Genomic DNA, 18,236 nt, shown 5'->3' on the forward strand with positions numbered 1-18,236 from the left:
GAGGCGGGCCGCTCTGCCCGCCGTTGGCCTCCTCCTTGCTGGGAATGGAACGGGTGGGTCAGGCCGCCTGCGGCAGGCGCACGGCGTCCGCCAGGATCATGTCGGCCGCTTTTTCGGCGATCATGATGGTGGGCGCATTCGTATTGCCCGAGACGATTTCCGGCATGATCGACGCATCGACCACGCGCAGGTTCTGCAAGCCATGCACGCGCAGGCGGTCATCGACGACGGCCATGGCGTCGTGGCCCATCTTGCAGGTGCCGCTGGGGTGGTAGATGGACTGGCTGAAACGGCGCGCCGCGTCCAGCAGCTGCGCATCCGTCTCGAACTGCGGGCCAGGCACGAACTCGGAAATGATGTGCGGCGCCAGCGATGGGGCGGCGGCGATGCGGCGCGCCACGCGCAGGGCGGCAATCGCCGTCTGCTGGTCGCGGGGATCGGACAGGTAGTTCGGGTAGATGCCCGGGTAGGCTAGGGGATCGCTGGATTTGATCGACACGTGGCCGCGGCTGTGCGGGCGCAGCTGGCACACGGACGACGTGAACGCGGAAAACGGATGCGCGCCCTCGCCCGGCTTGTCGGCGCTGAGCGGCTGCATGTGGAACTGGATGTCGGGCCGCTCCACCTCGGGCGAAGACCTGGTAAATACCGTCACCTGGCTGGCCGCCAACGTGAGGGGGCCGGAGCGGGAAAACACATATTGCATGCCCACCCACAGCTTGCCCCACAGGCTGTTGACTTCATCGTTCAGGGTTTTCAGGCGCGTCTTGAAGACCAGGCGGATCTGCAGGTGGTCTTGCAGGTTCTGTCCCACGCCGGGCAAGTCGTGCACGAGCGGCACGCCCACGTCAGCCAGCAGGGCGCGCGGTCCCACGCCCGAGCATTGCAGGATTTGCGGCGAGCCGATGGCGCCCGCGCATAAAATCACTTCGCCGTCGGCACGCGCCTGGCGCAGCTGGCCATCCTGCCTGTACTCGATGCCGACGGCGCGCTTGCCCTCGAACAGCACGCGCGTGATCTGCGCGCGCACTTCCACGCGCAGGTTGGCGCGCTTGCGGGCCGGACGCAAGAAGGCTTTCGCCGTGCTCCAGCGCAAGCCCTTGCTGGCCGTCTGCTGGAAGTAGCCCACGCCTTCCTGCGTGGCGCCGTTGTAATCGGCATTGAAGGGGATGCCGCTTTCCGTGGCGCCCGCAATAAAATGTTCGGCGATGGGACGGCGCAGGCGCAGGTCCGACACTTTCAGGGGACCGCCCACGCCGTGGTAATCGCTGGCGCCCCGTTCCTGGTCTTCCGATTTCTTAAAGTAGGGCAGCACCTCGGCATAGCTCCAGCCTGCATTGCCCAGCTCGGCCCAGCGGTCGTAATCCTCTTTCTGGCCCCGCACGTACAGCAAGCCGTTGAGCGAGCTGGAGCCGCCCAACACCTTGCCGCGCGGCCATTGCAACTGGCGTCCGGCGATGCCGGCGTCCGCTTCCGTGCGGTAGCACCAGTCCAGGTTCGGGTCGTGCATGGTCTTGAAATAGCCGACCGGCACGTGTATCCAGGGATTGTTGTCCTTGCCGCCCGCTTCCAGCAGCAATACCTGCTTATTGCCGTCGTGCGACAGGCGGTTGGCCAGTACGCAGCCGGCCGAACCGGCACCGACGACGATGTAATCGTAGTGTGTTTGCAACATTGCTCTTGTCTCCTGCGTTGCGGTATCGAGCCGCCTCGGCGGGCGTTTTTTGCGATACACTGGTCTTTATTGATTATTTTTGGAACATCTGGTTCCATTTATAAAAGACGTGCGGCACCGGGACAAGCGGAAACCACCGCATACGCGAGAGGTGAAACAGAACATGCATGATGCGTTTCAAAAACGGCCGGCCGAGGCCGAAGAGAGTGGTGCGGCAGGTGGACAGGCAGGCGCCGCTGCCGCGGCCAGTCATGGCGACGAGGCGCGGGGCTTGCGCGTGCTGCGCCTGATCGAGCACCTGGCCAGCGCCAGCCAGCCGCTGACCCTGTCGCAGCTGGCCGCGCGCATGCAGGTGCCCAAGGCCAGCATGATGCGCCTGCTCGATACGCTGGAGCAGCACGGCTATGTGCTGCGCACGCCCGTGGGGCGCGGCTACGTGCCCGGCGCCGCGTCCACCAACCTCGCGCTGGCCACCTTGCGCAACAATGCCCTGATCCGCGTCAGCCGCAGCATCCTGGGCACCCTGGTGGCGGCCACGGGCGAGACGTGCAATCTGGCCATTCCAGAGGGCAATGCGATCGTGTATGTGGACCGGGTGGAAACCCAGGAACCGCTGCGCTTGCACCTGGTGCTGGGCACGCGCGCGCCCATGCATTGCACGGCCAGCGGCAAGCTGTTTTTGGCGCACATGACGTTACTGGAGCGGCGCGAATTGCTGGCCATGCTGACCTTGCAGGCGCGCACGCCGAAAAGCATCACGGACCCCGTGCTGCTCGAGCGCGAGATCGTGCGCATCGCCCGCCTGGGCATCGGCATCGATGACGAGGAATTCGTGCACGGCATGGTGGCCGTGGCCGTGCCCATCTGCGCGGCCGACGGGCGCATCGTGGCGGCCGTGGCCTGCCACGCGCCCGTGGCGCGCAAATCCGTGGAGCAACTGATGCAGCACGTGCCGCAGCTGAAGGAGGCGGCCGTCAAGCTGCGGCCGCTATTGCTGGCGGAAAGCCACTAAGGCTTCAAGACTTTCGCTACCTTGGCGGCGCGCAGGCGGAACGCATCGGGCATGCCGGAACCGAGCAGCGGACGCAGATACAGGCGGAAGGCATCCGTCACGTCCGTGCCGCTGGCGCTGATGAATTCATCTTCCATGGTGCGCGTCTTGCCCGCCACATCGGAAAGGGGCAGCAACTCGTAATCGACGGAATAAAAGCCCGTGCGCTTGATGGCGACGGAACCGTCGCGGTCGCCCCACATGGCGAACTGCACGGCCTTTTCTCCCACTTCGCGGGCTTCGCGTTGATCTACATCAGAGACGCAGCCGATGAAGGAGCGCTGCAGATAGCCGAAGGTATCGCCGCGCACGCGCTTGATGCCCAGCTTCGCCTTGATCTCGTCGCACAGCAGGTCGGCCAGCGCGCCCGTGCCCGACAGCTGCACGTTGCCGTGCGCATCGCGCTCCACCTCATTGCCCACCTGTTTGGCCAGCAGGCTGGCGATCGGCTCGCCCGACGCATCGTGGATGCCTTCCGAGACGGCGATCACGCAGCGGCCATATTTTGCATACGCGGCTTTCACGTCGGCGAGGAAGTGATCGAGCACGAAGACGCGCTCGGGCAGGTAGATCAGGTGCGGGCCGTCGTCGGGGAACTTCTTGCCCAGCGCCGAGGCGGCCGTCAGAAAGCCCGCGTGGCGGCCCATCACCACGCCCACGTAGACGCCGGGCAAGGCCGCGTTGTCGAGGTTGGCGCCCGCGAATGCCTGCGCGACGAAGCGCGCGGCCGAAGGAAAGCCCGGTGTGTGGTCGCTGCCCACCAGGTCGTTGTCGATGGTTTTCGGGATGTGGATGCAGCGCAGCGGATAGCCGGCCTTGTGCGCTTCCTCGCTGACGATGCGCACCGTGTCGGACGAGTCATTGCCGCCGATGTAAAAGAAGTGTTCGATCTCGTGTGCGCGCAGCACTTCGAAGATTTGCTGGCAGTAGGCGATGTCCGGCTTGTCGCGCGTGGAGCCCAGCGCCGAGGACGGCGTGGCGGCCACCAGTTCCAGGTTGTGGCTGGTTTCCTGCGTCAGGTCGACGAACTCTTCATTGATGATGCCGCGCACGCCGTGCAGCGCGCCATACACGCGCGTGACGTGCTGGAAGCGCCGTGATTCGAGCACCACACCCACCAGCGATTGGTTGATGACGGCGGTGGGACCGCCTCCCTGGGCGACAAGAATTTTTCCAGACGGCATGGGATTTCCTCGTAAATGGAACGGCCCTCCAGCCTACTCCTTTTTTGCCGGGGCGCTGTCTTTTCCGATATTCCTGTCGAGAAATTTTTCCACGCGCTGCCAGAAGTCCACGCGCGTGGCCGCCAGGTCCCAATGGTCGCCCTCGTCGGCATACAACTGCCACTCGAGGCGGGAATTGCTCAGCTTGAGCTTGTCGCGCAATTGCGTGCCCTGGTATGGGGGAACGTTGTGGCCGGCTCCTCCGTAGGCCAGTAGCAGGGGTTGCGTCAATTTTTCGGCCTGGTACATGGGGGAGCTGGCCTTGAGCTGGGCAGCATCGTGCACGGGGTCGCCGATGCGTTGCGGCATGACATATTGTCTTGCTTCCTCTCCCAGCCGGTGACCGACGCTCCAGTGCTGGGTGTACATTTGCGGCAAGTCGGTGATGCCGCTCCAGCTGACGCCACAGCGGAACAGATCGCCATTCTTGATTAAGCCCATCAGCGCTGCGTAGCCGCCATAGGCGCCGCCGCCGACGATGCAGATGCGTTGCGGATCGGCAATGCCTTGCGCGATGGCCCAGCGCGCGCCGTCGGCCAGGTCATCTTGCATGGCCAGGCCCCATTGCTTCCAGCCGGCCCGCAGGAACTGGTCGCCGCGCCCGCCGCTGCCGCGAAACTCCGGTTGCAGTACGGCATAGCCGCGCGAGGCGAGGAATTGCCGCTCGCTCATCCAGTACCACAGGCTGCCACGTTCTGCTGGCGCACTGCGCACGAGCAACGCCAGCGGCAGCTTCTTGCCGCCACCCTTGGGCAAGGTCAGCCAGGCGGGAATATCCAGGCCGTCGCGTGCGCGATATGTCATCAAGTCGGTTTGCGCCATGTGCCGCGCATCGATGGCGGGACGGGCATCGCCGATCTTTTGTAATTGACGGGTTTGTTTGTTGTAGAGCAGGAAGGCGCTGGGCTGGCGGTCCGAATATGCCGTCACGATGAGCTGCTGGCTATCCCCCCTGGCATTCATGGCGATCAGATTGATGGTGGCCGGCAGTTGCTTGTCGATGTCTTGCTGCACGGCCTTCCACTCGGCGTCGAACCATTCGGTGGTGGTGGCGTCATTGGTGTAGTAGACACCCAGCAGGCGCTGCTGGTCCGTGAGGATGCCGCCGGCGAAATCGTAGCCGGCCAGCGTAACCAGCGGCTTGCCCGCGACGCGGCTGGCCGCCAGGTCGAACGCGTACAGGGCGCGCTTGTCGCTACCGTTGCGGCTGCTGACATACAGGGTGCCGTCGGGTCCGAATTCCACGGGCGTGATGGTATCGGGTCCGCTGTCATGGAGATCCTGGCTGGCAATGGCGCGCCAGCGCCGCTCGTCCTGTTCAAGGTAGTAAAACGTCTTGCGCCGGCCCTCCACGGCTGTTGCCAGGCGCGGCTTGCCCTGCTGGTCCAGCATCCAGTGGCGCACGCCTTTGGCTGGTGGGGCCACTTTTTCCCACTGCTGGGTCGTGGTGTCGAGGCGCAGCAAGTCGAATTGCCCGACCTCTGCCGTATTCTCATTGCGTTCCTTCAGCACGGCGGCCTTACGGACATAGATGGTGTCGGAATCCTGGGCTCCCGGCTGCTCCAGCAGAAATACGGAGGCCGGCAACTTCCTGGAAGCAAAGCGCGGGTCGTCCGCTGTTCCATCCATGGAAGCGAGCTGGCGGTAATTGCGGCCATCGCGGTCGACGACGAACATGCCCGGCGCATATTTGCGCTGGCCGTCTGCCGCGTGCGTGTCGTTGGTATCGAATACCAAGCGGTTGGCATGGACCCATGCCACATTGCCGATATCGCGGTCGCTAAAGTTGGCCACGATCTTGACTTCCTGGCTAGCCACATCGAGCACGGCCAGGCGCCGGCGCTGGTTGTCGCCCATCAGCAAAATGGCTACCGCGCGTCCATCGGGCGACAGTTCCACCTTGCTGATGTGATCTTCGTCAAAGAAGACGGCAGCGCCTATGCCCGACGGCACGCTAGCCGTGGTGCTGGCCGCTGCCGTTTCGGCCGACACCTGCGGCGATACAAAGGCCAGCAACAGGCAGGCAGTCGCGGCGCGCACGAGCGCTGCATGGCGTACAGGGGGGATACGGCCAGGTGTCATTTTACCTCTGATGAGTTAATAAATAAGGTATCTATTTATGCACTATTTCTTGAGGGTATCATTGTTTTTACGTTTCATCCAGCATGCTGTCATTCCGGCGCCCGGATATGCTCGACCAGTCCTGTGCTGCGGCGTCCCGGCGCGGGCGTCAGCCAGCTGACCAGCACGGCGGCGGCCAAGCCGGCAGGCACGCCGAAGATGCCGGCGGAAATGGGCGCGATATGAAACCATTGACCGCTGGCATTGCCGCCCAGCATGGTGCTCGTGTGCAACATGTAATACAGGCACACGCCAAAGCCCGTGAACATGCCGGCCAGTGCGCCCTGGTAATTGGTGCGTTGCCAGAATACGCCCAGCACCAGCGGCGGGAACAGGGTCGAGGCGGCCAGGGAAAACGCCACGCCCACCAGCGACAGGATGTCGGCCGGCTTTTGCGAGGCGGCATAGGCGGCGATGAAGGCCACGGCCAGCAGCAGCAATTTGGAAATCGTCACGCGCTTTTGCGTCGAGGCGCTGGGATCGACCACCTTGTAATAGATGTCGTGCGACAGGGCATTCGAAATGGCCAGCAGCAAGCCGTCGGCCGTCGACAGGGCGGCAGCCAGGCCGCCTGCCGCCACCAGGCCGGAAATCACGTAGGGCAGGCCGGCGATCTCGGGCGTGGCCAGCACCAGCACGTCGGCGTCGATGGAAATTTCCGCCAGTTGCACGATGCCGTCGCGGTTGACGTCGACGATGCTGATCAGGGGACTGAGCTTGTCCACGTTGGCCCAGTACGACACCCAGGTGGGCAGGTTCGCGTATTGCGTGCCCACCAGTGCCGAGTAAATATCGTACTTGACCAGCACGGCCAGCGCGGGAATCGTGAGGTAGATCAACAAGATGAAGAACAGGGTCCAGAAGACGGATACGCGCGTTTCGTGCACGGACGGCGTGGTGTAGGATCGCATCAGGATATGGGGCAGGGCAGCCGTGCCCAGCATCATGCAAAACACGAGGGCCAGGAAATTGTTGCGTTTGATGTCGGACTGCGCGCGGTCCGCGGCGGGAAACGGCTGCGCATGCGGAATGATCGGCTCGGCGCGTTTCTGGTTCTGCGCCTGCGCCGCCTGCCACAGCACGCGCGCCTCGTCCGGACTTTTCGGATAGGCGATCAGATAGCGCTCCGCGTTGCGGATGTCGAACAGCGAGGTATTGCGCTGGCGCAAACTGTCGAGCTGGCGCTGGGCCGCCAGGCGGCCTTGCTCCCAGGAGCCGGGCAAGCCGTCGATGCGCGCCTGGTAGCTTTGCGCGCGCTGGCGGAAGATGGCGCGCACTTCGTTTTCTTTCGGGTCCGTTTCCAGCACGTGTTCGCGCGCGCTCAGCTGCGGCAGCACCTTGCCGTAGGCGATCTGCGGCACGGGATTGTCCGCATGCTTGACCGACAGCCACATGGCGGGAATCAGGAAGGCGACGAGGATGATGATGTACTGCGCCACTTGCGTCCAGGTGATGGCGCGCATGCCGCCCAGAAAGGAGCAGACGAGGATGCTGGCCAGGCCCAGGAAGATGCCGACGGAAAAATCCACGCCCGTGAAGCGCGAGGCGATCAGGCCGACGGCGTAGATCTGCGCCACCACATAGGTGAACGACACGATGATGGTGGCGGCCACGGCCACCACGCGCACGCTGGCGCCGCGGCCGTCCGCGCCGCTGCCGTAGCGGGCGGCGAGGAAATCGGGAATCGTGTACTGGCCGAACTTGCGCAGGTAGGGGGCGATCAACAGCGCCACCAGGCAATAGCCGCCCGTCCAGCCCATGATGAAGGCCAGGCCGTCGAAGCCGTTCAGGTACAGGCCGCCGGCCAGGCTGATGAAGCTGGCGGCCGAAATCCAGTCGGCGGCCGTGGCCATGCCGTTGAACATGGCCGGCACCCGGCGCCCCGCCACATAGTATTCGGTGACGTTCGAGGTGCGGCTGATGACGCCGATGGTGGCATACAGGGTGATGGTGACCAGCATGAACAGGTAACCGATCCACGCGCGCGGCATGCCTTCCTGTTCCAGCACGGCCAGGGCCAGCAGGAAGGCGGCGAAGCCGCCCGTAAACAGCAGGTAGTAACGGCTCAGCCGGGCAAAGAAGCTGCGCTGCCCGGTCATGTTTGCTCCTCGGCATGAAAAGCCCTGTCGAGGCGCCGCATGCGCCAGGCGTAGAAGGCGATGATGGCCAGGTAGACCAGCGAAGCGCCCTGGGCCGCCATATAGAAGGGCAGGGGCCAGCCGAACAGGTTCAGGTGCAGCAGTTCGCGCGCATAAAACACGGTCAGGAAGCCCGTCAGCAGCCAGATCAGCAGGAGGATGGCCGTCAGGCGCCGCGTCTTGCGCCAGTGCGTATCGAGGCGCGCCTGCAACCCGGGGCCGGGCGTGCGCGCGGGCCGCAGCGGCGGCGCGGGAGGGCTGGGCTTATCCATATGTGATCTCATCTTCTTCTGGCGCATCCGGCAACAGCAGGGCGATGCTCAGGCGCAGCAGGGTGCCCGGCAGCTTCGGCGAGTGTGCGCGGGGATTATTGAAAATATCGACTTCGGCGCCGTGCTGCTGGGCGATTTCGCGCACGATGGCCAGGCCCAGTCCGCTACCGTCGACATTGCTGCCGAGAATACGGTAAAAGCGCTCGAATACGTGCGCCCGCTCGGCCGGCGGTATGCCGGGGCCCGTATCTTCCACTTCCAGGATGGCCAGTTCCAGGGTGCTGCGCACGCGCACCGTGACGCTGCCCCCGGCCGGCGTGTAGCGCAGGGCATTGTCGATCAGATTACTCAGCAGTTCACGCAGCATCATGGCATTGCCGGAAATCATGATCGAATACGCGGGCTGTTCGAAGCCCAGGTCGATATGCTGGGCAAACGAGGCTTGCACCCAGTCCTGCACCACGCCGCGCGCCAGTTCGCTCAGCTCGATCGGTTCGAACGCCGTGCCCGCCTGCGGCTGGTTTTCCGCGCGTGCCAGGGCCAGCAGCTGGTTCACCAGCCGCGTGGCCGCTTCCGAGCTTTTCGCCAGCTGCAGCAGCGAGCGGTGGATCTCGTCGTGGTCTGTCTGGCGCAGGGCCAGTTCCGACTGCATGCGCATGCCCGCCAGCGGCGTCTTCATCTGGTGCGCGGCATCGGCGATGAAGCGTTTCTGCATGTCGATCGACAGCGACAGACGGGCCAGCATTTCGTTGAGCGAGCCGACCAGCGGCGTGATTTCCTCGGGCACCTGGCCCGATTCGATGGGCGATAAATCGTCGGGCGGCCGGGCGCGTATGCGCTCCTGCAACTGCGCCAGCGGCGACAGGCCGCGCGCCAGGGCAAACCAGACGAGGGCCAGGATCACAGGCAGGATGATGAACTGCGGCAAGATCACGCCCTTGATGATTTCATTCGCCAGTTGGGCCCGTTTTTCCAGCGTTTCGGCCACCTGCACCAGCGCGCGGCGCGGGTCGTCGTCGGTGCTGGACGGCATGTCGAGGTAGGTGAACGCCACGCGCACGGGCGTGCCATGGATGGTGTCGTTGCGAAACAGCACCATGCCGCTGCGGTATTTGTCGGGGTCCTGGGGCGGCGGCAAGTCGCGGTCGCCGTCCAGGTATTCGCCGCGCGCGCCCACCACCAGGTAATACAGGGTGTCGACATCGTCGCCGCGCAGGAAGTCGCGGCCCTTGCCGTTTTTTTCCGGTACGTGGCGCAGCACGGCGCCATCGGCTTGCTTGACCTGCTGCGTCAGGACCGTCACGCTGTCTTCCAGCGCATGGTCGAACGGTTGATTGGCGATGCTCTTGGCCACCAGATAGGTGATGGCGATGCTCATCGGCCACAGCAGCAGCAGGGGCGCCAGCATCCAGTCGAGGATTTCGCCGAACAGCGAATGCTCGATGGTGTCATCCTGCTCCGTGGTGGGCGGCTCGAACCAGTCGTCGTCGTCCGCCTCGTCCGCTGGCGCCTCGCGTGCCTTCACTTGCTGGCGGGTCCGTTGGCCAGGCCTGCCGACTCGCCCGCTTCGGCGTTCAGGCGCGCCGCTTCCGAGTATTTTTCCAGGCAATAGCCGAGGCCGCGCACGGTGGCGATGCGCACGCCGCCCACCTCGATCTTCTTGCGCAGGCGGTGCACATACACTTCGATGGCGTTGTTCGACACTTCTTCACCCCATTCGCACAGGTGGTCGACCAGCTGCTCTTTCGAGACGAGGCGGCCCGTGCGGCCCAGCAGGATTTCCAGCAAGCCCAGTTCGCGCGCGGACAGGTCGAGCATCTGGTCGTTGATGTAGGCGCTGCGCCCCACCTGGTCGTAGCTGAGGGGGCCGTGCTTGATGATGGTGGCGCCGCCGCCGGCGCCGCGGCGCGTCAGGGCGCGCACTCTTGCCTCCAGTTCCGACAGCGCGAACGGCTTGGCCATATAATCGTCGGCACCCAGGTCGAGGCCATTGACGCGTTGTTCGATGGAATCGGCGGCCGTCAGGATCAGTACCGGCAGCAGCGAGGCGCGCGCGCGCAGGCGGCGCAGCACTTCCAGGCCGGACATCTTCGGCAGGCCCAGGTCGAGGATCAGCAAGTCGAATTCCTGGGTGGACAGGGCCGTATCGGCCTCTTGCCCCGTCTTGACGTAGTCGATCGCATAACCGGACTGGCGCAGCGAGCGGGTCAGGCCATCGGCCAGCACGCTGTCATCTTCGGCAAGTAAAATACGCATGGTGCAGTTCCTATGCTTGCGGCGGTAGAAGCTTGTATTGTGTTTCATTTTCCGCAAGGTGGCGAATTTTTGTGAAAAACAGGGTTGTATTGATCTGTTTCAAAACAAATCCACGTTCCGCTTGCATTGATCACTGTTTTTTTATACAGTACTGTCTGTGTAAAGAATTTAACCCACTGGCGCTATCGCAGGCCGACCGATTCATGTGAATCGTCGACTGTAGAACGGCTGAAAGAACATATGGACGATAAAAAAGCTGTAGTACCCGCATCGGAAAAAGCCAAGGCGCTCGCCGCCGCACTGGCGCAGATCGAGAAGCAGTTTGGCAAAGGTTCGGTCATGCGCATGGATGCCAGCGCACCGATCGAAGAAGTGCAAGTCGTGTCGACCGGTTCGCTCGGCCTCGATATCGCGCTGGGCGTGGGCGGCTTGCCGCGTGGCCGTATCGTGGAAATCTACGGTCCTGAATCGTCGGGCAAAACCACCCTGACCCTGCAAACCGTCGCCGAAATGCAAAAACTGGGCGGCACCTGCGCCTTTATCGATGCCGAGCACGCGCTTGACGTCGGTTATGCGCAAAAGCTGGGCGTGAACCTGCATGAATTGCTGATCTCGCAACCGGATACGGGCGAGCAGGCTCTGGAAATCTGCGACGCCCTCGTGCGTTCGGGCAGCGTCGACCTCGTCGTCATCGACTCCGTGGCCGCACTGACGCCACGCGCCGAGATCGAAGGCGACATGGGCGATTCCCTGCCAGGCCTGCAAGCGCGCCTGATGTCGCAAGCCCTGCGCAAGCTGACCGGTTCCATCAACCGCACGAATACCCTGGTCGTCTTCATCAACCAGATCCGCATGAAGATCGGCGTGATGTTCGGCAGCCCGGAAACCACCACCGGTGGTAACGCATTGAAATTCTATGCGTCCGTACGCCTGGATATCCGCCGCACCGGCTCGATCAAGTCCGGCGATGAAGTGATCGGCAACGAAACCAAGGTCAAGGTCGTCAAGAACAAGATCGCGCCGCCGTTCAAGGAAGCGCACTTCGACATCCTGTACGGCGCCGGCACGTCACGCGAAGGCGAAATCCTGGACCTGGGTTCGGATGCCAAGATCGTGGAAAAATCCGGTTCGTGGTACAGCTACAACGGCGAACGCATCGGCCAGGGCAAGGACAACGCCCGCGCCTTCCTGCAAGAGCGTCCGGCGCTGGCCCGCGAAATCGAAAACAAGGTCCGCGCCTCGCTGGGCGTGCGCGAACTGCCGCCGCTGGCTGCTGAAAAGCCGGAAAAAGCGGATAAGGCTGCCGACAAGGCTGCCAAGGCTGCGGAAGCGAAAGCGGCCGAGTAAGAAGGCAGCGCAGCTCGGCTGCGCTGGCATGGCCAGCTGCAGCTGCAGCTGGTCTTGCCTGCGACGCGTTGCGACACGTGACGGCCCTTTGCGCCGTGGTTTGCCGTCCAAAAGATCTACAATGAATGCCGCCTTGCGCCTGTGCGCCAGGCGGCATTTGTTTTTTTGACGGCATTGTTGACGGCATGTCGGGCGGCACAGCCGTTGTGTTGATGTCGTGTTTGAATTGTCTTGTCTTGTCTTGTCTTGTCTTGAGTTGATGTTGTATTTATTTGAATTGTCCTGATGTGTTGAACGATAGGGTGGAATGATGGCAGCGGTACAACTGAGCCTGAAGGGCAGGGCGCTACGCTTTTTGTCGATGCGCGAGCATAGCCGCATGGAATTGCGGCGCAAGCTGCAGCGGCATGCGCAGGAGGGCGACGATGTGGAAGCCCTGCTTGACAGCCTGGAGCAGGCCAACTGGCTGTCGCAGGAGCGCTTTTCCGAGTCGCTGATTCACCGCCGCTCGGCCCGCTTCGGCAACAGCCGCATCATGGCGGAATTGCAAAGCCATGGCATCGCCGGCGAGGCGTTGCAGGAACTCAAGGCGGGCCTGGCCGAGGGCGAGACCGCACGCGCCTGCGAAGTGTGGCGCCGCAAGTTTGGGCAAGTGGCGCAGGATGCCGAGCAGCGCAGCAAGCAGATGCGCTTCCTGATGCAGCGCGGCTTTTCCCAGCGCGCCGTGCTGGTGGCGTTGAAGGGGCTTGAGCCTGACGAGGACTAAGGCCGCCGCGCGCGCACTGGCGCCCCCGTTTGCTGCCAGGTAAGGTCGCTTCGCCGCTCCTGCCGCCTGCTTTCCGCCCTGGCCATGACGCGGCCGCCGCGCCGTGCCGCCGTGAACTGCGCTTTCAAATGTCCTCTGTTCGCGCTACTGGGCTCCCGGGATATCGGGTATTCTGGCGCTCGAACCCGGTGCGCTGCGTGCACCGCCATTGATCGAGACAGGAAGCGCAATGAGCAACTGGAATGCCGGCTACATGGCCGAGGTCGCCTATACCTATAGCTATTACGAAGAATTGAATCCCCTGCGTCTGCGCCTGCCGCTGCTGGCCGCCGGCCTGGTCCTGCCTGCCAATGGCACGGCTTGCGAACTGGGCTTCGGTCAGGGCGTCAGTGCCAACTTCCATGCGGCGGCGTCCGCCACGCGCTGGTATGGCAATGATTTCAATCCGGCCCAGGCAGCCTATGCCCAGGAACTGGCCGGCGCCGCTGGCGCCGGGGCGCAGTTCACGGACGAATCGTTCGAACAGTTTTGCCGCCGCGACGACTTGCCCGATTTCGATTTTATCTGCCTGCACGGTATCTGGAGCTGGATCTCGGCGGCAAACCGTGCTTTGATCGTGGACTTCCTGCAGCGCAAGCTGAAAGTGGGCGGCGTCGCCTACCTCAGCTACAACACCCAGCCTGGCTGGGCCGCCATGATGCCGATGCGCGACTTGCTGACCGAACATGGCCGCGTCATGGGTGCTCCGGGCCAAGGCGTGCTGGCGCGTATCGAGGGCGCCATCGATTTCGTCGACAGGATGATCGCCACGAAGCCGCGCTATCTCGAGGCCAATCCCTTGCTGGCCGATCGCTTCGAGAAGCTGAAATCGTTTGAGCGTCATTATGTCGCGCACGAGTATTTCAATGCGGACTGGCAGCCGATGGCCTTTTCCCAGGTGGCTGCCATGTTGAGCGAAGCCAAACTGGAGTTCGCCGCTTCCGCCACCTATACCGAGCATGTCGACATGCTCAATCTGACGGCCGAGCACCAGCACTTCCTGGCCGAGATTCCTGATCCCATCTTCCGCGAAACGACGCGGGCTTTCCTGATCAACCAGCAATTTCGCAGGGATTACTGGATCAAGGGGGCGCGTACGCTGACGCCGTTCGCCCAGGCCACGGCCTTGCGGGCCGTGCGCGTGATGCTGGCGGTGCCGCGCGATACGGTGGTGTTGAGCGTGCATGGCGTGCTGGGCGATGCCGATATGGATGAGCGCGTATATGCGCCCGTGCTCGATGCGCTTGCCGATCACCGCGTGCACACGATCGGGGAACTGGAGCAGCAACTGGCCGGCACCGAAGCCAGCCTGGCTGCCTTGTTGCAGATCATGTTGATTCTGATCAGCAAGGGGAGTGTCTACGCCGTCCAGGACGATGCTGACATTGCCGTGGCGCGGCCGCAGACGGCGCGCCTGAATGCATATTTGCTGGAGCAGGCGCTGGCAAGGTCCGACCTGTATAGCCTTGCCAGCCCGATGACGGGCGGCGGCGTATTTGTACCGCATTTACAACAGCTGTTCCTGTGGGCGAAAATGCAAGGATGGCAAGAGCCGCAGGACTGGGTGCGCGAGACATGGCCCGTGCTGATAAGCCTGAAGCAGTTGCTGTCGAAGGATGGCCAGCCATTGCTGACGGAACAAGAGAACCTGGCCGAACTGTGGGAGCATGCCCGCCATTTTGCCGAGCGTACCTTGCCTGTTTTGCGCGCGCTGGGCGTGACTGACTGAGGCAGCGTGTCGGCACGTCCGTGCCATGCCGGAAGTTATGCGAATTGCGAATGATCGTCATTGATTTTGCGATTTGCATCAATAATCGCAGGCAGGCGAGCAGACCGATGAAAAATTATGTTGCGGCGCAACCAGCGCCCAATGTGCTACACTTTTAGGGTTTTTGCGGCGCCGCAGGTGCGGTTGCTGTTCGTAGAAGCTGCGAACGGCGTGCTTTATGCACATGGCTGCTTACTAATTATGGCCGCGCAAGCGGCATCGGTCTTATGCCCCTGTCAACTCCCGTATCCCGGCGCGCCCTACGGCACTCCCGCGTTATCGACGTCCAAGCGTATCTGCGCGACGACGGCCTGTGGGATATTGACGCCCGTATTACCGATATCAAAAGCTACGACGCGACCCTGGCCTCGGGCCCCCGTCCCGCCGGCACTCCTCTGCATGACCTCCATCTCCGCATTACCGTCGATCGCGAACTGACCATCGTCGAGGCCGAAGCCGCCTCCGATGCCGTGCCCTATCCCGGTTTTTGCGATACCATCGGCCCCGCTTACAGGGCGCTGATCGGTTTGAATTTATTGAAGAATTTCCGCCGCGACTTGAAACAGCGCCTGGCGGGAATCGCCGGCTGTACCCATTTGACGGAACTGGCGCAAGTCTTGCCGACTGCGACGGTTCAGGCATTTGCCGGCGATGTCTGGTCGACCCGTGACGGTGCGAATGCTGACTTGTCGCATGAAAAGCCGTTTCAACTCGACAAATGCCACGCCCTGCGCACCGATGGCGGGGCAGTTGCACGGTATTACCCGCGCTGGGTAGCCAAAGCGTGACCCCGGCGCTCTGTTTTTCCTGTTTTTTTTGCACCACTAACCGTATTTTTACAAATCAGTATCAGAAGGGAAGCCAGCATGAAAATCCATGAGTATCAAGCCAAAGAAATCCTCCGGCAATTCGGAGTGACGGTACCACGCGGTATTCCGTGCATGTCCGTCGACGAGGCAGTCAAGGCTGCGGAAACCCTGGGCGGCCCGGTGTGGGTAGTCAAGGCGCAGATCCACGCAGGTGGCCGCGGCAAGGGCGGCGGCGTGAAAGTGGCAAAATCGATCGAGCAGGTCAAGGAATACGCTGACCAGATCATGGGCATGCAGCTGATCACGCACCAGACCAGCGCCGAAGGCCAGAAAGTCAACCGCCTGCTGGTGGAAGAAGGCGCCGACATCAAGCAAGAACTGTACGTTTCGCTGGTCACCGACCGCGTTACCCAGAAGATCGTCCTGATGGCTTCGTCCGAAGGCGGCATGGACATCGAAGAAGTGGCCGAGAGCCACCCGGAGAAGATCCACCACGTTACCGTCGAGCCGAGCGTTGGCCTGACCGATGCCCAGGCAGACGACATCGCGACCAAGATCGGCGTGCCTGCCGGTTCCATCGTCGACGCACGCGTCAACCTGCAAGGCCTGTACAAAGCGTATTGGGAAACCGATTGCTCGCTGGCCGAGATCAATCCGCTGATCGTCACCGGCAGCGGCAAAGTCATCGCCCTGGACGCCAAGTTCAACTTTGACCCGAATGCCCTGTTCCGTCACCCGGAAATCGTCGCCCTGCGCGATCTGGACGAAGAAGATCCGGCGGAAATCGAAGCGTCGAAATTCGACCTGGCCTACATCTCGCTCGACGGCAACATCGGTTGCCTGGTGAACGGTGCCGGCCTGGCCATGGCCACCATGGACACGATCAAACTGTTCGGCGGCGAGCCAGCCAACTTCCTGGACGTCGGCGGCGGCGCCACGGCAGAAAAAGTAACCGAAGCGTTCAAGATCATGCTGAAAAACCCAGGCCTGAAAGCCATCCTGGTGAACATTTTCGGCGGCATCATGCGTTGCGACGTGATCGCCGAAGGCGTCATCGCCGCGGTGAAAGCCGTTTCGCTGAACGTACCGCTGGTGGTGCGCATGAAGGGCACCAACGAAGACCTGGGCAAAAAGATGCTGGCCGATTCCGGTCTGCCTATCATCGCAGCCGACACCATGGAAGATGCAGCAAAGAGCGTCGTTGCCGCCGCTGCCGGTCAAGCTTAATTAAGGAATCAACATGTCCATTCTGATCAATAAAGATACCAAAGTCGTAACCCAAGGGATCACCGGCAAGACCGGCCAGTTCCACACCCGCGGTTGCCGCGACTACGCGAACGGCAAAGCTGCCTTCGTGGCAGGCGTGAACCCGAAGAAAGCCGGCGAAGATTTCGAAGGCATTCCAATTTTCGCTAACGTTACCGAAGCGAAAAAAGAAACCGGCGCCAACGTTTCCGTGATCTACGTGCCGCCAGCAGGCGCGGCAGCGGCGATCTGGGAAGCGGTCGAAGCTGAAATGGATCTGGCCATTTGCATCACCGAAGGCATTCCTGTGCGCGACATGATGGCCCTGAAAGACCGTATGGCCAAAGTCAACAGCAAAACCTTGCTGCTGGGCCCTAACTGCCCAGGCTTGATCACGCCAGACGAAATCAAGATCGGCATTATGCCAGGCCACATCCATAAAAAAGGCCGCATCGGCGTGGTATCGCGTTCGGGCACCCTGACCTATGAAGCAGTGGGTCAGCTGACCGCACTGGGCCTGGGCCAATCGTCGGCAGTCGGCATCGGCGGCGACCCGATCAACGGTCTGAAGCACATCGACATCATGAAGATGTTCAATGACGATCCAGATACCGACGCGGTCATCATGATCGGCGAAATCGGCGGTCCGGACGAAGCCAACGCGGCTTATTGGATCAAAGACAACATGAAAAAACCGGTCGTCGGCTTCATCGCCGGCGTGACCGCTCCTCCAGGCAAGCGCATGGGCCACGCCGGCGCGCTGATCTCGGGCGGTGCCGATACGGCACAAGCCAAGCTGGAAATCATGGAAGCTTGCGGCATTACCGTGACCAAGAACCCGTCGGAAATGGCGCGTCTGCTGAAAGCCATGCTGTAATTTCAGCCGGCTTGCCGCAGTACAAAAAAGGAGCTTCGGCTCCTTTTTTTCGTTCCATGCATCGCCGCTCCGAGCTCCTTCCTGCCGTCCGTCTCCCTTTTCCAGCCGCGCACCATTGCCGTGCCCGCAACCATTGGCACGGGCCATGACAGGCATGTGACATTACCAACTTGTAACACCGTTCGGCGCACCGCGCGCCTATGATTCGGCCTGTCAGCACCATCTTCGCGCGCCGCGTGCGCGCCTACTTTCTACATCGGAAATATGCACTATGGATGCCATGAAACCGGGCGTGGCCGCGCTATGCCTGTTGCTGTTATGCGCCTGCGCCGAGGCGCCCAAGGTGGACTGGCAGCGGGGGGCGAAGCGTGCCTGGGTCGTCGCTGCGTACGGGCCGGGACGCGCCGCCGATTTGCCGGCCTGCCTGGCGCGCCTGTCCGACGCCGAACTGGCGAGCCGCCATTTTGTCGAGCTGCGCTACCACCATGTGCGGGTCATGCGCACGGCCGTGGCCGAGGTGCCGCCGGATATCGACGCCAGGCCCGAGATGCAGGTGGAACTGTGGCCGGAGGATTGCGGGCAGGGCCATTTGTCGCGCATATCCAAGTTATTGCCCGCCGACAGTAATTAATCCGAGAGAACGCGAAAG

The 18,236-nt window shown here is 62.6% G+C and carries 15 protein-coding genes; 8 read left to right on the forward strand and 7 right to left on the reverse strand.

Translation table 11 applies throughout. From position 1 onward, the window contains the following. Positions 1-58: 58 nt before the first annotated feature. On the reverse strand, positions 59-1,675 hold the full coding sequence (locus GCN74_RS01040; protein WP_152254929.1) for a GMC family oxidoreductase: 1,617 nt from the start codon (positions 1,673-1,675) through the stop codon (positions 59-61). Positions 1,676-1,838: 163 nt separating this feature from the next. Between GCN74_RS01040 and GCN74_RS01045 the strand changes: the two genes are divergently transcribed. Further along, entirely contained in the window at positions 1,839-2,687 is an 849-nt protein-coding gene (locus GCN74_RS01045; protein WP_152254930.1) for an IclR family transcriptional regulator, read from the forward strand. Here the strand turns inward: GCN74_RS01045 and GCN74_RS01050 are convergent. The 6 genes from GCN74_RS01050 to GCN74_RS01075 form a co-directional block, all read right to left on the reverse strand. Next, positions 2,684-3,910: a 6-phosphofructokinase gene (locus GCN74_RS01050; protein WP_152254931.1), complete on the reverse strand. Its 1,227-nt coding sequence runs from the start codon at positions 3,908-3,910 to the stop codon at positions 2,684-2,686. The genes GCN74_RS01045 and GCN74_RS01050 overlap by 4 nt on opposite strands. A 33-nt stretch (positions 3,911-3,943) precedes the next feature. Beyond that, positions 3,944-5,989, reverse strand: a complete 2,046-nt coding sequence (locus GCN74_RS01055) for an alpha/beta hydrolase family protein (protein WP_193316920.1) — start codon at positions 5,987-5,989, stop codon at positions 3,944-3,946. Positions 5,990-6,120: 131 nt separating this feature from the next. After that, a complete protein-coding gene (locus tag GCN74_RS01060; RefSeq protein ID WP_152254933.1) occupies positions 6,121-8,169 on the reverse strand; it encodes a sodium:solute symporter family protein in 2,049 nt (682 codons plus the stop codon). Beyond that, positions 8,166-8,480 (reverse strand): DUF4212 domain-containing protein, encoded by a 315-nt coding sequence (locus GCN74_RS01065; RefSeq protein ID WP_152254934.1) that lies wholly within the window; start codon positions 8,478-8,480, stop codon positions 8,166-8,168. Before GCN74_RS01065 ends, GCN74_RS01060 begins: the two co-directional genes overlap by 4 nt. After that, complete coding sequence (locus GCN74_RS01070) at positions 8,473-10,005, reverse strand: sensor histidine kinase (RefSeq protein ID WP_226938803.1); 1,533 nt, start codon at positions 10,003-10,005, stop codon at positions 8,473-8,475. Before GCN74_RS01070 ends, GCN74_RS01065 begins: the two co-directional genes overlap by 8 nt. Next, the gene (locus GCN74_RS01075; RefSeq protein WP_152254935.1) at positions 10,002-10,736 is read right to left on the reverse strand and encodes a response regulator transcription factor; all 735 of its coding nucleotides are present in this window, start codon (positions 10,734-10,736) and stop codon (positions 10,002-10,004) included. The genes GCN74_RS01070 and GCN74_RS01075 overlap by 4 nt, the downstream gene beginning before the upstream one ends. Positions 10,737-10,976: 240 nt before the next feature. On the opposite strand from GCN74_RS01075, the gene recA reads away from it, so the two are divergent. The 7 genes from recA to GCN74_RS01110 all read left to right on the forward strand — a co-directional run bounded on the left by recA (position 10,977) and on the right by GCN74_RS01110 (position 18,218). Then, positions 10,977-12,083 (forward strand): recombinase RecA, encoded by a 1,107-nt coding sequence (gene recA / locus GCN74_RS01080; protein WP_152254936.1) that lies wholly within the window; start codon positions 10,977-10,979, stop codon positions 12,081-12,083. 310 nt (positions 12,084-12,393) lie between these two features. Continuing rightward, a complete protein-coding gene (recX, locus tag GCN74_RS01085; RefSeq protein WP_152255140.1) occupies positions 12,394-12,849 on the forward strand; it encodes a recombination regulator RecX in 456 nt (151 codons plus the stop codon). A gap of 229 nt (positions 12,850-13,078) precedes the next feature. After that, on the forward strand, positions 13,079-14,617 hold the full coding sequence (locus GCN74_RS01090) for a class I SAM-dependent methyltransferase (protein WP_152254937.1): 1,539 nt from the start codon (positions 13,079-13,081) through the stop codon (positions 14,615-14,617). 266 nt (positions 14,618-14,883) lie between these two features. Further along, the gene (locus GCN74_RS01095; RefSeq protein ID WP_152254938.1) at positions 14,884-15,444 is read left to right on the forward strand and encodes a DUF2889 domain-containing protein; all 561 of its coding nucleotides are present in this window, start codon (positions 14,884-14,886) and stop codon (positions 15,442-15,444) included. Between the two features lie 78 nt (positions 15,445-15,522). Then, complete coding sequence (gene sucC / locus GCN74_RS01100; protein WP_152254939.1) at positions 15,523-16,692, forward strand: ADP-forming succinate--CoA ligase subunit beta; 1,170 nt, start codon at positions 15,523-15,525, stop codon at positions 16,690-16,692. Positions 16,693-16,705: 13 nt separating this feature from the next. Beyond that, positions 16,706-17,587: a succinate--CoA ligase subunit alpha gene (gene sucD, locus GCN74_RS01105; RefSeq protein ID WP_152254940.1), complete on the forward strand. Its 882-nt coding sequence runs from the start codon at positions 16,706-16,708 to the stop codon at positions 17,585-17,587. 271 nt (positions 17,588-17,858) lie between these two features. Continuing rightward, entirely contained in the window at positions 17,859-18,218 is a 360-nt protein-coding gene (locus GCN74_RS01110) for a hypothetical protein (RefSeq protein WP_152254941.1), read from the forward strand. The last annotated feature ends 18 nt before the right edge of the window (positions 18,219-18,236 follow it).

This window comes from Janthinobacterium sp. FT14W, assembly GCF_009208755.1.
Classification (GTDB): domain Bacteria; phylum Pseudomonadota; class Gammaproteobacteria; order Burkholderiales; family Burkholderiaceae_D; genus Janthinobacterium; species Janthinobacterium violaceinigrum.

What these genes read in the sequence shown, in the direction of transcription:
- GCN74_RS01040 (WP_152254929.1), bottom strand. Translation starts at nt 1,675, where the DNA reads ATGTTGCAAACACACTACGATTACATCGTCGTCGGTGCCGGTTCGGCC.
- GCN74_RS01045 (WP_152254930.1), top strand. Translation starts at nt 1,839, where the DNA reads ATGCATGATGCGTTTCAAAAACGGCCGGCCGAGGCCGAAGAGAGTGGT.
- GCN74_RS01050 (WP_152254931.1), bottom strand. Translation starts at nt 3,910, where the DNA reads ATGCCGTCTGGAAAAATTCTTGTCGCCCAGGGAGGCGGTCCCACCGCC.
- GCN74_RS01060 (WP_152254933.1), bottom strand. Translation starts at nt 8,169, where the DNA reads ATGACCGGGCAGCGCAGCTTCTTTGCCCGGCTGAGCCGTTACTACCTG.
- GCN74_RS01065 (WP_152254934.1), bottom strand. Translation starts at nt 8,480, where the DNA reads ATGGATAAGCCCAGCCCTCCCGCGCCGCCGCTGCGGCCCGCGCGCACG.
- GCN74_RS01075 (WP_152254935.1), bottom strand. Translation starts at nt 10,736, where the DNA reads ATGCGTATTTTACTTGCCGAAGATGACAGCGTGCTGGCCGATGGCCTG.
- recA (WP_152254936.1), top strand. Translation starts at nt 10,977, where the DNA reads ATGGACGATAAAAAAGCTGTAGTACCCGCATCGGAAAAAGCCAAGGCG.
- recX (WP_152255140.1), top strand. Translation starts at nt 12,394, where the DNA reads ATGGCAGCGGTACAACTGAGCCTGAAGGGCAGGGCGCTACGCTTTTTG.
- GCN74_RS01090 (WP_152254937.1), top strand. Translation starts at nt 13,079, where the DNA reads ATGAGCAACTGGAATGCCGGCTACATGGCCGAGGTCGCCTATACCTAT.
- GCN74_RS01095 (WP_152254938.1), top strand. Translation starts at nt 14,884, where the DNA reads ATGCCCCTGTCAACTCCCGTATCCCGGCGCGCCCTACGGCACTCCCGC.
- sucC (WP_152254939.1), top strand. Translation starts at nt 15,523, where the DNA reads ATGAAAATCCATGAGTATCAAGCCAAAGAAATCCTCCGGCAATTCGGA.
- sucD (WP_152254940.1), top strand. Translation starts at nt 16,706, where the DNA reads ATGTCCATTCTGATCAATAAAGATACCAAAGTCGTAACCCAAGGGATC.
- GCN74_RS01110 (WP_152254941.1), top strand. Translation starts at nt 17,859, where the DNA reads ATGGATGCCATGAAACCGGGCGTGGCCGCGCTATGCCTGTTGCTGTTA.